Consider the following 12,994-nt stretch of genomic DNA (forward strand, 5'->3'; position numbering starts at 1 on the left):
GGGCGCATGGCCAGAGATCGCATCTCACGGATATTACGAATAGCGGGACTTGTACTGATCGCCGTTGGCGTGCTTATCTTGCTGAAGATAAACTACACCGATGTCGAAACAGGCTATAACCAGAAACGGATGCACGATGCGTGGGTAAAAGCCGAGAACCGCACCCACGGCAGTGACTTTCAAGAGGACCTGCCGGTAGTATCGGCCCCGTCCTCGAGTACGGCATCGACCAAACGCGAGACGGCATCCTCGACCGAAACCACATCTTCGATCGCTCAGGGCCAAAAAGCGGTCAAGCGGGTTGCGGTGGCGCATCTGAAACCATTCGCCAGGATCGTTATCCCACGCATAAAACTCGACGCCATAGTGGTAGAGGGGGTTGATGGGCAGGCCCTCGCACTTGGGCCGGGCCATATGGAGGAGACTGCCTATCCCGGCGAGGTGGGCAATATGGTTATCTCGGGCCACCGGGTTACGCACAGTCACCCGTTTTTCTATCTCGACGAGCTTAAACAAGGTGACCCCATCGAGATTCATACCGAATCGCGCAAGTATACTTACTATGTCGTCAAGCAAAAGATCGTTGCGCCAACCGATGTCAGCGTCATCGCACCCACCAAGGATAAGACCTTAACGCTTACCACATGCAACCCACGCTACAGCGCAAAAACCAGGCTCATCATCATCGCTAAGATGATGAATGAGGACGATCTCCTTAATTAGAAAAGGGAGCCTTAAAGGCTCCCTCGAAGTTGTTTCGATAGCGGCTAGCGCAGGATGGTCTGTGTGCGGCTCGGGCCTACCGAGATCATCTCGATTGGAACGCCCGTCATCTCCTCGAGTCGAACGATGTAGTCCTGCGCCGCCTTGGGCAGCTTCTCGTAGGAGTCGGCGCCCGATATATCCGTGTTCCAGCCCTCCACTTCCTCATAGACCGGAGTGCATTTGTGGAAGATGCTCTGGTGGCACGGCATCTGGTCGTAGAGCTTGCCCTCATGCTCGTATCCGACGCATACCTTGATGGTCTCAAACCCTGAGAGAACATCAAGCTTGGTAAGGGCGATGCCCGTCAGGCCGTTTATCCTGGCGGCATACTTGGCGATAACGCCGTCAAACCAGCCGCAGCGCCTGGCGCGACCGGTAGTCGTACCGTACTCACTGCCCACGCTTCGCATGGTCTCGCCGGTCTCGTCCTCCAGCTCGGTCGGGAAGGGACCCGCTCCGACTCTGGTGGTATACGCCTTGACGATGCCGATGATGCGGTTGATGCGCATCGGGCTCACCCCGGCGCCGACGCATGCCCCACCGGCGATCGGCGACGAAGACGTTACGAACGGGTACGTCCCGTGATCTAAGTCAAGCATCATACCTTGAGCGCCCTCAAAGAGCACGTTCTTGCCCCCATCAAGCGCCTCGTTGATAACCCGGCTGGTATCGCCGATGAGGCCTTTGAGCCGCTCGGCATGCAGGCGGTACTCATCCATGATCTGCTCGATGTCCAGCGGGTCGACATCGTAGATTTTAGTCAAGACCTGGTTCTTAAAGTTAAGTGCGGCTTCGAGCTTTTCCCGGAATATCTTCATATCCATGAGGTCCTGCATGCGCAGGCCCACCCGCGAGGCCTTGTCTGTATAGGCCGGGCCGATTCCTAAGCCCGTCGTGCCGATCTTCGAGCTTCCAAGTTTTACTTCGGAAGCCTGATCGAGCGCCCGGTGATACGGCATAATGAGATGGGCGTTTGTGCTGACTACAAGGTTTGGCTCGCTAAGGCCGATATCTTGTAAGAGCTCGAGCTCCATGATCAAAGCCTGGGGGTCGATGACCAATCCCGAGGCGATGACCGAGACGACGTGCGGGCGCAGTATCCCTGAGGGCAAGAGATGAAGTTTCAGCTCATGACCTTCAGCGATGACCGTATGCCCTGCGTTGTGTCCTCCCTGGTAGCGAACGATCATATCCATGTCGTTGGCCAGCCAGTCCGTAACTTTTCCTTTTCCCTCGTCACCCCATTGAGTGCCGATTATGATCGTTGCAGGCATTATTTCCTCCCAGATACTTGATCAAGAATTATGCTTAAGAATCGCGCGCGCAGCGACGACGCCGCTTGCCGAGGACTGTATGAGCCCCCGCGTCACCCCGGCCCCATCACCGATGGCATATAGGTTGTTAATTTCGGTCTCCAATTGCGGCGTGAGCTTCATCCTCGATGAATAAAACTTGACCTCTACGCCGTAAAGGAGCGTATTTCTCGAGTTGACCCCCGGCGCCAATGTATCGAGCGCCGCGAGCATCTCCCTGATATCGGATATATAGCGATACGGCAGCACAAAGCTTAAATCGCCCGGCGTCGCATCTGTGAATGTCGGCACCGTCGTTCCCCGTGCGATCCGCTCGGGGGTCGAACGCCGACCGTCCATTAAATCTCCAAGGCGCTGCACGATGATGCCTTCGCCAAGCAGGTTTGCCAATCGTGCGACATACTTGCCGTACTTGATCGGCTCTTTAAACGGCTCCGTAAATACCGTCGAGACCAGCAGGGCGAAGTTGGTGTTTTCCGTCTTTTTATCCGCGTAGCTGTGCCCGTTGACCGTGGTGATCCCATCGGTCGACTCGGAAGCGACGATACCGTACGGACAGACGCAGAATGTGCGCACCCTATCCTGAAACGACTTCGTTGTATAGACGAGCTTTGGTTCGTAAAGCTCTTCTGTCAATGGTTCCATCACGACCGCGGGAACCTCCACACGCACACCGATATCGACCGCGTTGTTGACCGGCGCCAACCCGAGGCGTCTGGCCTCTATGTTGAGCCAATCCGCGCCTTCCCTTCCGGGGGCCACGATGATGAACCGGCCGGTGATCTCTTCACCCGACTCGGTGCGCACACCGACCGCGCGTCCGTCCTCGACCAGGATATTCGTCACCTGAACGCCCGTTTTAATATCGATCGCGGGCTCGAGGTGGCGCTTCATCAGCTTCAAGATATCGTTACTGCGATCGGTCCCCATATGACGGACCCGCTGCGGAATAAGCCTCATATCCGCAAGTATGGCCTGGCGTTGCAACTGGTGTATCTTCTCGTCGTCGGTGCCGTGCACCGTATCGGTCGCACCGAAGGCACGATAAACGCCATCGACATAGTCGACCAGCGTTGCAAGCTCGGCCGTTCCCACGTAATCAGAGAGCCACCCACCGATTTCGGTGGATAAAGTGAGCTTGCCGTCGCTAAAAGCGCCGGCCCCACCCCACCCCGAGGTAATACGGCAGGGCTCGCAGTGAGCGCATTTCCCCGTGAGTCGCTCGGGACATTTTCTCTTGTTAATATCCGGCCCCTTCTCAATGATGAGAGTTTTTAGCTTGCTCTCTTTTACGAGTTCAAGCGCGGAAAATATTCCCGCGGGACCGCTTCCGACAATGATGACATCATACTCTGCCATCGGTTACACACCTTTTATACGCACAAAAAAACCCAAACAGAAGGCTCTTGGGATATTCCCTACAACCCCGCCGTCCATCTGAGTCTGGCGTCTTTAATTAGTTTGCCCTCACAGCGATGTGTGGGCCGATTCACGCATGTCTCAATGTTTGCGTTTGTACCATTGCACACCTTAAATGTGAACATGTGCGTATTTAGCATAGCTAAACGACCAGCTAAAGTCAAGAAAACGGCCGGTTCGGCGCCTTATTCCACAGCAACCGCTACTGCCCCCACCGGCAAGGGATATTTAAGTGCGGGTTCGGGAATAAATTAATAGGATGCAACGGTTATAGAGGATTTTAGGAATGTCGAAGGTCGAGTTTAACGCTGATAATCTCAATAGCTGCATATGCCCGGCATGCCCGGTTCAAGGGGCAAGCGAGTGCGCGGAAGAGCGTATCGAAAACGCGCAGGCGATACCGCAGGATGTCGGGTCGAGCGACCCGAAATCGTATGCCAGGCTCTATTGCTCGGCCGGAGTGAGCGATTGTGACGGGTTCGACGGGCTTCAGCCCTGCATGTGCCCCGGCTGTGCGGTGTGGGATCGCTACGAGCTTACGTCGCGCTACTATTGCCTGCGCGGCAACGCGGATGAGATCGATATGCGGTAGAAATGGAATGGGACTATGGTAGAAGAGTTCGATGTGATGAGCTGGCAACAGCACTGGGACGATACCACGCGCAGGGTGATCGAAAAGCGCGTCACCACCGTACCCGGCCAGGATTTCTTTAACGACACCGAACTGCGGGCGCTTGAGACTCTCATCGAAGCGATTATCCCGGGTGTGCACGGGGATGTCCCCATCAAAGAGACCCTGGGATGCGAAGTCAAAGGGAGCTACAAAAAAGGCGTGCGCCCGGTAAACATGCCCTGGCGCCCCGATATGTACCGCGAAGGTCTCGAGGCGCTTGAGAAAGAGGCGAACGATACGTATGGGCGCGGCATCGGTGAGCTTTTCTTTGAACAGGTGACCGAACTGCTCGGCAAGATCCAGCACGGGCACGTCACCAAAGACTATTGGCCGTTTCCGGCGCCGCTTTTTTTCAAAACGCTCGTTGCGGATATCGCCGCGATTTATTACTCGTTTCCCCAGAGCTGGAACCAGATGAAGTTTGCCGGGCCGGCCTACCCATATGGCTACTACCGGCTGGAATGCGACGAGCGGATGAAGCACGAGCCCGCCCTCGAGGAGGACGATGATGAGTGATATAAAAGGCGATGTCTTGATAATCGGCACGGGGGCGGCCGGTTCGGTATTGGCCGGCCAACTTGCCGAAGGCGGCCTTAAAGTCATCTGCCTGGATGCCGGGCCCTACTGGCAACCCGGGCGCGATTGGGCTTCGGATGAGTGGGAGATGCGCAAGCTCTTTTGGGACGGCCCCAGGATAAACGCCTCACAAGGCGAGAATGAGATCGGCATCGGCGTCTCCACCTCCGGCAAAGCGGTGGGCGGCGGGACGATCCACTACTCTATGATGGCGCTTCGCCTGCATCCATCCGATTTCCGCACCAAGACGCTCGACGGCGTGGGTGAGGATTGGCCCATCACCTACGACGACCTGGCCCCCTACTACGACTTGATGGAGCGGGAGCTGCCGGTCGCCGGTCCCGAAGAGTGGCCGTGGGAGGGCAAGGGCACCTATCCTCAGCCCGAGCACGCGGTCGACTGCCAGGCGCAGAAGTTCCTCGACGGGTGCGAAAAGCTGGGGATTAAGGGCAGCGTCTGCCCCCTTGCGATGGTCACAGCCTACTATAAAAGCCCCTGGGGATTTAAACGGGAGCCCTGCACCAATCGCGGTTTCTGCCACGAAGGCTGCAAGCCGAACGCCAAGAGCTATACCCTGCTCAACTTTATCCCCAAAGCCAAGGCCCATGGCGCGACCATCATCGACCGGGCCTATGTCACTAGAATCTTGACCGACAGAAGCGGCAAAGCGAGCGGGGCCGAGTTCGTGCGGGACGGGGCCACACAGCAGGCCGAGGCTAAACTCGTTATACTCTCAGCCTTTGCCGTCGAGACGCCGCGGCTGCTGTTGGTATCGGCGACCAGTGATTTCCCGGACGGGCTCGCCAACTCATCCGGGCTTGTCGACCGGTATTTGTCGGCGCACTCGGACCATTTGGTCTACGCCAAATTCCCCGAGCCGGTACGCCCCTACCGTAACCCGCCGACCACGGTCATCACCCAGGATTTTTACGAGACCGATCCGGCCAACGACTACAAGCGCGGTTTTACCATCGGCCCGTATGCCGGCAGACCCATCGATTTTGTAAACCTTGCCGTGCGCTCACGACCCGACCTGTGGGGCAAGAACCTCGTCGAGTTTATGAACGATTACAACCACTACATGCGAAACGGCATTATCGGCGAGGTGTTGCCGAACAAGGACAACCGGGTCGAGCTAACCGATGAGAAGGACGAGTTCGGCCTGCCCGTCCCGATCGTCCATTTCACCTACGGAGATAACGACAACAAGCTCATCGAGCGCGGGCTGCTCCTCTCGAAGGATATCATGGAGGCGGCAGGGGCGATCGAGACCTTCCCGGCGCCGACATCGGCGCACCTCATGGGCACGTGCCGGATGGGCGGCGACCCGAAGACGTCCGTGGTCGACGCCTACGGCAGGTCGCATGACATCCCGAACCTGTTCATCGCCGGCACCCCGGTGTTTGTGACCACAGGCGCGGTCAACCCCACCCTCACCGCCCAGGCGCTGGCGGCGCGCACGGCGGACTACATCATCAAGACCATGAAAGAAGGAGACGGGTTTTTCACGTAGCTTTTCGCCCGCTATCCCGCGTGATACACTAGTCCCCGATGTGACCTTAGGTGTAGTTATACACTAACGAGTACGATATTCAGCGATCGGGGGACAGAAAATGGGCATACGGGAAAGTACGGAAACCCTTGCATTAAGGATGCTAAGTAGGCCGGGTAGAACTTCACAATTTAGAGACCAGTTAGTAACCGAGGCCGGCATCGGCCCCGATACCAACGTCATCGACATCGCAACGGCGGTGGGAGGCATGGCCTTTGCGGCGCATGAGAAAACCGAGCACGTGACCGCAATCGACGAATCACAAAAGCGCATCAAAATCGCCAGGAGCGACCCCCGCTCCCGGGGTATCGACTTCATGGTCATGGACGCGACCAAAACATCGTTCGCAGATAAGCAGTTCGATGTGGCCTTTATCGTGCTCGGCCTGCACGAGATGACCGTCGAGGGGGCTAAAGAGGCGCTTAAAGAGGCCAGGCGGATTTCGAAGCGCCTGGTAGTCATGGAGTTCGGCTTCGAGCGCTGGCCCGCCTTCTGGAAAAACTTCAAATACTTCCTGATAACCGAGCCTAAAGGCTTCTTCGAATTCACAAAACAAAACGTGGGCAAGATGATACAAGAAGCCGGCTGGCACATCCAAAAAGAAAACGAAAGCTTCCCATTTGTGACCTACAGCTGCGAGTAGATGATAGCCTGGAAGATTTACAACCACTCAGAAAGGTCAGATTTCAGAAATTCGTCCACGGGGATCCCATCGCCGCCGATTAGAAGCTTATGCTGTGGAGTAAAAGCTTTGTTAAAAGCGGTCATGCCCGACAGAACGCCTTTAGTTCGACCGCTTTTAACCTCAATGGCTGTAAGTTTATTTCCGCTGCGGATAACAAAATCAACTTCTTTATCGCCCTCACGCCAGTAGAATAGCTCGATCTTACCACTGGATGCGATGTTTAAAAGGTGGGCCCCGACAACCGATTCAACAAGACGACCCCAAAAACTACGGTCCCTTTTGGCCTCTCGCAAAGATAAATGAGATTGGGCCGTTATAAGCGCCGTATCGAATACCTGCAGCTTCGGGCTTGAGCCCCTCCTACGCACAGCTTGACCTGAAAACTTGCTCAGGCCCGTAACAAAACCAGCACCACTTAATAACTCTAAATAGTGTGCAAGGGTGGTTGTGTTCCCGGCTTCCTGCAGTTGTCCCAACATTTTTTGATACGAGAGAACTTGTCCGGAGTATTCGCATGATAGGTAAAAAAGCCTTCGCAGCAGTGCCGGCTTATCAACGCGGGTCATCAGCAAAATGTCGCGCGATATCGTGGTCTCTATTAACGAATCTTGAATATAGCGTGTCCGGCGTTCCGGCTCCTTAATAAGCGGGGCGGCTCCTGGATATCCCCCATGATAGATAAAGGTATCCACATCCCAGCCAAAATATTCCTGGCATTCCAAGAGCGACCAATGGCCAACTCTAATAACCTCAAATCTTCCGGCTAAACTTTCCGTAAGGCCCTTCTGCATGAGAAGTGGTGAAGAGCCAAGCAAGACTACTCGTAAAAGCACATTATGGAAGGTATCTTCATCCCATAAACGTTTTACCACTTCAGGCCAATTCGGTACTTTTTGAACCTCATCCAAGATTAATACAGCGTCTTTTTTACCGGCCGCCTTCAAGCGCCCAAATTCCCACTGCTGTTCCAGCCAGGCTTCGTCCCTTATGGTAGGCTGATCGGCCGATGCGTAATGAGAAGGTATATTAATCTCCTCTAGAACCTGTTTAATAGATGTTGTCTTACCAACCTGGCGAGGTCCATAAAGAACCTGGACGAACCGGCGAGGTTCAGAAATTCTTCCAATTAATTTTTGGTTTATAGCCCTGACATAAAGTTTCTGCACGTTTATGCCCTTTTTAACATTTTACTCAACATATTGAGTAATTTTATTACTAAGCGTGCCGGCCGTCAACTCTACTCCACGCACCCAGCACTGGCTTGAATCCTGGATTTGACAACCCTTAAGAACGGTTACCGCAAGTTTCAATCCACGCCCCTGCGCGAGGGGCGACTATATATGAACTAACATTCTAAATGTTAGAGAAGATGGTTTTTGAAGCTATAGAACTTCCAAACCGTTTGTTTGCCTTTACCTCAAAGCCGATAGCGGGATGAACTTTTGGATTCGATGGTTGTAACCATCGGCAACATAAACGTATCCACGAGAATCAACCGCTATTCCATAAGGCCTATTGACCTCGTCTTCGGGACAAACATAATCGAGACCACCTATACCCTAAAGAAATCAAAGCGCGCTCTGCGCCTTATCTTTCGATTCTTCCCTAAAGAACGGGATGGCAACGATGAACTATGCGGATACCTAACAAACAGCTTTACCGATGAAGCGGCACAGGTTGTCGAGAAATATCGCAAGAGGTGGAGGCTAGAGAACGCATTCGCTGAGCTTAAGAACGACTGGCACATCGATAAGCTTCCCAGTTCTGACTTTGAGAAGATCGATGCCTTTATTATGCTCACCCTTGTCGCTTACAACCTCACGGTGTATCTCAAGAGCCATCTCAAAGAGCTGGCCAAGGCCAGGATCTCTACGCTTAGGCTCAAGCTCATCAACCTATCTGCTGCTATTAAAACAGCAGCCGGCCTTGTCTATGTAGATGCAGTTTTCAAAGAACACTTGCCGAGAGGTCGTATAAGATGTGGCCTCTCGATTACTACCCCTCACCTAAGTGAGGTGATTTACAGTTGAGTTGCAAAATCCCTGAGTCTATAATGAGAAATGTCCCATAACGAGAGTTGTATTCAGGGCTACGAATAACCCCGAATTGCTTGAAATCATGAGGTAAGCTATGTCAAAGAAAAAATTCGATACGGCGTACGAGTTCAAAATAACGTTAAAAGGTATAAAGCCGCCCATCTGGCGAAAGATACAGGTGCCGTCAACCTATAATTTTTGGGATCTGCATGTCGCCATTCAGGACGCCATGGGATGGCTTGACTACCATCTTCATGAATTTAAAATTAAGAATCCGTCTACAGGCCGGGAAGAAAAGATCGGCATGCTAAACGACGAAATCGATTACGATGACGATATCGTTCCCGAAGAGGGCCAGGTAATCGCCGACTGGTTTTCTATGAGCAACCAGGCCGCCGATTACCTGTACGATTTTGGAGATGGCTGGGAGCATGAGATAAAGCTTGAAAAAATCCTTCCCAGGGAAAAGGGCGTTAAATACCCGATTTGCATCGATGGTAAGAGGGCCTGTCCGCCCGAGGATTGCGGCGGTACCTGGGGTTATGAGAATCTTCTTAAGATAATCCGCAATCCCAAGCATGGGGAATATCAAGAGACGATGGAATGGCTTGGGGGCAGGTTTGACCCCGAACGCTTTGACTGCTCAGCCGTTAGCTTTGATAACCCCGATAAGCGCTGGGATATAGCTTTTGGATATGAGAGTCAGCCGCCCTTGCCAGAAGTAGATAAAACACGGGGCCTTCAGAAGAATAAAGGTGCGGCGAAGGTTACCAAGAAGACGCAGGAAATGCCCGTTGAGGTAAGCACGGCGGCAACGGCAAACTCGTTGCGCCTTGATGTTATAGCGATACTTAATTATATAGGCGATAAGGAATTGAAACTTACGCAGGGGGGCAACCTGACCTTAAAGGACACCCGTGCGGTAAACGATCTTTTTGTTGAACCTCAAAAGCTGGATAGTAAAATCGGCGACCATGTATATAAACTGCGGACCGAAGAGTATGCCCGAAGAGTATGGTTTTTGCGGATATTATCTCAAAAAGCCGGGCTTACAAAGATACGCCACAACAAAATCTCGCAGGCAAAAGCGGCAAAGAATTTCTTGAAGAAAGACCCCTACCAACAGCTCGGGTTATTGTTTAACGCGTAGTTGGAGAAAGACCACTGGGGAAGGCTCACCACATCGCCCGATATGGTTGAGCCCCTCATGTACAGGGCAGGTGAGGTAATCCGGTACCTGTTGAGTTTTCCTGCAGGCCAAAGGATAGGTTTCGAGCAATTCGGGTATGGTTTGCTGAGCGCACTGAGCCTTCAACTGGTGACTACATACCCATCAATCGCCGATACCTTTATGTATGTCGCAATTGCTTTGTCTATGCTTGAGCCCCTTGAATTGTTTGGCGTCATATCCGTTGTCAGGGCTCCGGACAAATATGGGCATGACAAAATTGTGGCCTTTCAAATGACGGAGCTGGGGTTGGCATTATTAAGCGATAGATAGTGCGATCTCTCGTTTCATATTCATCGTGGTAGCCCTGGAAGATTTACGTCCATTCAGCAAGATCAGATTTCAGAAATTATTCCAATTAATTTTTGGTTTATGCCCTGACATGAAGTTTCAGCACGTCTACGCCCTCTTAGACATTTTACTCAACGTGTTGAGTTATTTTACTCAGCATTGGATTGAATCCCGTCCTTAAATTTTCTTCCGCTTTTTCAAGACTACCTTCGAGCCCAAGGGGTTCTTCGAATTCACGAAACAAAACACGCTGTCGCACCCAAACTTCGTTAAGAGAACCTTCGTAGATAAAACTCTTGCGCAAATCATTGTATGTAGATACAATGTAGCTACAATACTTGACCAACCGGCGAGGAGCAGTTAATGGCAATTCGCGTTACCGATTTCGAGTGGGATGATGGCAACACCGATCATCTCGCTGAGCATGGCGTCACACCTGATGAGGCTGAGGAAGCGGTCTATGATAAGAGGTACGTTGGTCGTACCCGACAGAAACGCCTTGTGTTTCTTGGTCAAACCGACGCGGGGCGATATCTCAAAGTCATTTGTCAGCTGAAGGGATCAATTGCCAGGGTCATAACCGCATACGATATGGACGAGAACGATAAGCAGTTTTGTAAAAGCAGGGGGAAATAGCGATGTGTGGTTCAGCGTCCACGTAAAAACGCGTATGCTGTGAGGGCAAGTTTTAGGATGATAGGAGAGCCATAACTATGAGTAATGAAAAAAAGAAGATTCCACATTTTAAGAACGAAGAAGAAGAGCGCGAATTTTGGCAAGCCCATAGCGCTACCGAATTTCTGGACGACATGGAGGACGTGACTGACGAGGTAATAGTCACACGTCCGAAGAAACGATTATTGTCATTTCGAATTGATGATGAGGTTATCGAGCGCCTTCAAAAGCTTGCCCGGCGCAAGGGAATTGGTTATCAGACACTAATGCGGGTTTGGGTTATGGAGCGCCTTGAAGAGGAGGAGAAACGTGCTGGTTAGGTTAATTTAAATTCATTAAAATGAATCACACTGTCGCACCTTTCTTGAAGTGAGATAAGCCCAAATGCTATTAAGTTTCAATCCACGCCCCTGCGCGAGGGGCGACGAACGGAATTAAGTTATTAATCGCCTGTCTTAAGTTTCAATCCACGCCCCTGCGCGAGGGGCGACCCGGTGTGCTCGACGATGCTGGAATAGATAACCAGTTTCAATCCACGCCCCTGCGCGAGGGGCGACTCAGGCCCAGGCGGTGGGCCAATTGAGGTGCAAAGTTTCAATCCACGCCCCTGCGCGAGGGGCGACCGATTACTTGCAGCTCGTGCAAACCACCACTAAGGTTTCAATCCACGCCCCCGCATGGGGGGCGACTGCTATTAGCCTTGTTATAGCAGCACATTTCACGTTTCAATCCACGCCCCCGCATGGGGGGCGACTTTTTAGTGCTCTTTCTCATTGAGCCCTCCTATTTAGTTTCAATCCACGCCCCCGCATGGGGGGCGACCTAAAAATTAATGAGGGTACAGCTTATTGATATTCGGTTTCAATCCACGCCCCCGCATGGGGGGCGACTTTTACAGACGTGGCTGCGGAGCTTAGACGCATGTTTCAATCCACGCCCCCGCATGGGGGGCGACTTGGTCGTAAGGGTGGAGGCAAAACGCTGTACTTGTTTCAATCCACGCCCCCGCATGGGGGGCGACCTTGAGCGTTGCCGCTTTTAGCGCCTCTTGGATGTTTCAATCCACGCCCCCGCATGGGGGGGCGACTTTGAGCGTGACCGCTATCTCGTCGTGCAGTTAAGTTTCAATCCACGCCCCCGCATGGGGGGCGACCTTGAGCGTTGCCGCTTTTAGCGCCTCTTGGATGTTTCAATCCACGCCCCCGCATGGGGGGGCGACTTTGAGCGTGACCGCTATCTCGTCGTGCAGATAAGTTTCAATCCACGCCCCCGCATGGGGGGCGACCTGCCTCATATGATTTTATATCCTCGCATGGTCAGTTTCAATCCACGCCCCCGCATGGGGGGCGACTCCTCAGTAATGGGCCAGCATGCTGCTATCGAAAGTTTCAATCCACGCCCCCGCATGGGGGGCGACGCCAACTGGCAGGCAGCTTGGTAAGCTCTTGTAAGTTTCAATCCACGCCCCCGCATGGGGGGCGACGCATGTTGAAGAAAAAGGTGATGTCGAAGTACAAGGTTTCAATCCACGCCCCCGCATGGGGGGCGACTGTTTCAGCGTGCCAATAGCCTGTCGGATCGTAAGTTTCAATCCACGCCCCCGCATGGGGGGCGACGGAAAATCCCCAGTGGATGCCGCTTGAGATGCCGGTTTCAATCCACGCCCCCGCATGGGGGGCGACTTATATATCTATTAAGAAATATCCTAGTGTAATGTGTTTCAATCCACGCCCCCGCATGGGGGGCGACTGGGGGTTTTGCCAGCATCTGGATGGTGGATG

The 12,994-nt window shown here is 53.1% G+C and carries 15 protein-coding genes and 1 CRISPR repeat array; of the genes, 10 read left to right on the forward strand and 5 right to left on the reverse strand.

Features of this window, described 5'->3' with window-relative positions:
• A partial coding sequence (locus tag ACYC56_RS06900) for a class E sortase (protein WP_461373446.1) occupies positions 1-723 on the forward strand: 723 nt, incomplete at its 5' end.
• 44 nt (positions 724-767) lie between these two features.
• Here the strand turns inward: ACYC56_RS06900 and ACYC56_RS06905 are convergent.
• Positions 768-2,039 carry an adenylosuccinate synthase gene (locus ACYC56_RS06905; protein WP_461373447.1) on the reverse strand — a complete coding sequence of 424 codons (1,272 nt, stop codon included), beginning with the start codon at positions 2,037-2,039 and terminating at the stop codon, positions 768-770.
• 21 nt (positions 2,040-2,060) lie between these two features.
• On the reverse strand, positions 2,061-3,437 hold the full coding sequence (locus ACYC56_RS06910; RefSeq protein ID WP_461373448.1) for an NAD(P)/FAD-dependent oxidoreductase: 1,377 nt from the start codon (positions 3,435-3,437) through the stop codon (positions 2,061-2,063).
• A gap of 346 nt (positions 3,438-3,783) precedes the next feature.
• Here ACYC56_RS06910 and ACYC56_RS06915 point away from each other — a divergent pair, with 346 nt between their 5' ends.
• From ACYC56_RS06915 to ACYC56_RS06930, 4 genes are all read left to right on the forward strand, one after another.
• On the forward strand, positions 3,784-4,089 hold the full coding sequence (locus tag ACYC56_RS06915; RefSeq protein ID WP_461373449.1) for a DUF2769 domain-containing protein: 306 nt from the start codon (positions 3,784-3,786) through the stop codon (positions 4,087-4,089).
• A 15-nt stretch (positions 4,090-4,104) separates the two neighbouring features.
• The gene (locus tag ACYC56_RS06920; protein WP_461373450.1) at positions 4,105-4,686 is read left to right on the forward strand and encodes a gluconate 2-dehydrogenase subunit 3 family protein; all 582 of its coding nucleotides are present in this window, start codon (positions 4,105-4,107) and stop codon (positions 4,684-4,686) included.
• Positions 4,679-6,259, forward strand: coding sequence for a GMC family oxidoreductase (locus ACYC56_RS06925; protein ID WP_461373451.1), 1,581 nt, complete (start codon positions 4,679-4,681; stop codon positions 6,257-6,259). Before ACYC56_RS06920 ends, ACYC56_RS06925 begins: the two co-directional genes overlap by 8 nt.
• Positions 6,260-6,359: 100 nt before the next feature.
• Positions 6,360-6,941: a class I SAM-dependent methyltransferase gene (locus tag ACYC56_RS06930; protein WP_461373452.1), complete on the forward strand. Its 582-nt coding sequence runs from the start codon at positions 6,360-6,362 to the stop codon at positions 6,939-6,941.
• Positions 6,942-6,958: 17 nt separating this feature from the next.
• On the opposite strand, the gene ACYC56_RS06935 is transcribed toward ACYC56_RS06930, so the two are convergent.
• The 3 genes from ACYC56_RS06935 to ACYC56_RS06945 form a co-directional block, all read right to left on the reverse strand.
• On the reverse strand, positions 6,959-8,149 hold the full coding sequence (locus ACYC56_RS06935) for an ATP-binding protein (protein WP_461373453.1): 1,191 nt from the start codon (positions 8,147-8,149) through the stop codon (positions 6,959-6,961).
• Between the two features lie 21 nt (positions 8,150-8,170).
• Positions 8,171-8,293 carry a hypothetical protein gene (locus ACYC56_RS06940; protein WP_461373454.1) on the reverse strand — a complete coding sequence of 41 codons (123 nt, stop codon included), beginning with the start codon at positions 8,291-8,293 and terminating at the stop codon, positions 8,171-8,173.
• A gap of 102 nt (positions 8,294-8,395) precedes the next feature.
• Positions 8,396-8,539: a hypothetical protein gene (locus ACYC56_RS06945; RefSeq protein WP_461373460.1), complete on the reverse strand. Its 144-nt coding sequence runs from the start codon at positions 8,537-8,539 to the stop codon at positions 8,396-8,398.
• On the opposite strand from ACYC56_RS06945, the gene ACYC56_RS06950 reads away from it, so the two are divergent.
• The 5 genes from ACYC56_RS06950 to ACYC56_RS06970 all read left to right on the forward strand — a co-directional run bounded on the left by ACYC56_RS06950 (position 8,525) and on the right by ACYC56_RS06970 (position 11,533).
• On the forward strand, positions 8,525-9,013 hold the full coding sequence (locus ACYC56_RS06950) for a transposase (RefSeq protein WP_461373461.1): 489 nt from the start codon (positions 8,525-8,527) through the stop codon (positions 9,011-9,013). The genes ACYC56_RS06945 and ACYC56_RS06950 overlap by 15 nt on opposite strands.
• Before the next feature lie 100 nt (positions 9,014-9,113).
• Entirely contained in the window at positions 9,114-10,169 is a 1,056-nt protein-coding gene (locus tag ACYC56_RS06955) for a plasmid pRiA4b ORF-3 family protein (protein ID WP_461373455.1), read from the forward strand.
• The gene (locus ACYC56_RS06960; RefSeq protein ID WP_461373457.1) at positions 10,170-10,520 is read left to right on the forward strand and encodes a hypothetical protein; all 351 of its coding nucleotides are present in this window, start codon (positions 10,170-10,172) and stop codon (positions 10,518-10,520) included.
• Between the two features lie 381 nt (positions 10,521-10,901).
• Positions 10,902-11,174 (forward strand): BrnT family toxin, encoded by a 273-nt coding sequence (locus ACYC56_RS06965; protein WP_461373458.1) that lies wholly within the window; start codon positions 10,902-10,904, stop codon positions 11,172-11,174.
• A gap of 77 nt (positions 11,175-11,251) precedes the next feature.
• Positions 11,252-11,533, forward strand: a complete 282-nt coding sequence (locus tag ACYC56_RS06970; RefSeq protein WP_461373459.1) for a CopG family antitoxin — start codon at positions 11,252-11,254, stop codon at positions 11,531-11,533.
• 74 nt (positions 11,534-11,607) lie between these two features.
• Positions 11,608-12,962: a CRISPR direct-repeat array (repeat unit 32 nt; unit sequence GTTTCAATCCACGCCCCCGCATGGGGGGCGAC).
• Positions 12,963-12,994: the final 32 nt, after the last annotated feature.

The sequence above is a fragment of the Candidatus Aquicultor sp. genome, from assembly GCF_054640775.1.

Excerpts from the sequence above, each read along its gene's own strand:
- ACYC56_RS06905 (WP_461373447.1), bottom strand. The coding sequence starts at position 2,039 with ATGCCTGCAACGATCATAATCGGCACTCAATGGGGTGACGAGGGAAAA.
- ACYC56_RS06910 (WP_461373448.1), bottom strand. The coding sequence starts at position 3,437 with ATGGCAGAGTATGATGTCATCATTGTCGGAAGCGGTCCCGCGGGAATA.
- ACYC56_RS06915 (WP_461373449.1), top strand. The coding sequence starts at position 3,784 with ATGTCGAAGGTCGAGTTTAACGCTGATAATCTCAATAGCTGCATATGC.
- ACYC56_RS06920 (WP_461373450.1), top strand. The coding sequence starts at position 4,105 with ATGGTAGAAGAGTTCGATGTGATGAGCTGGCAACAGCACTGGGACGAT.
- ACYC56_RS06925 (WP_461373451.1), top strand. The coding sequence starts at position 4,679 with ATGAGTGATATAAAAGGCGATGTCTTGATAATCGGCACGGGGGCGGCC.
- ACYC56_RS06930 (WP_461373452.1), top strand. The coding sequence starts at position 6,360 with ATGGGCATACGGGAAAGTACGGAAACCCTTGCATTAAGGATGCTAAGT.
- ACYC56_RS06955 (WP_461373455.1), top strand. The coding sequence starts at position 9,114 with ATGTCAAAGAAAAAATTCGATACGGCGTACGAGTTCAAAATAACGTTA.
- ACYC56_RS06965 (WP_461373458.1), top strand. The coding sequence starts at position 10,902 with ATGGCAATTCGCGTTACCGATTTCGAGTGGGATGATGGCAACACCGAT.
- ACYC56_RS06970 (WP_461373459.1), top strand. The coding sequence starts at position 11,252 with ATGAGTAATGAAAAAAAGAAGATTCCACATTTTAAGAACGAAGAAGAA.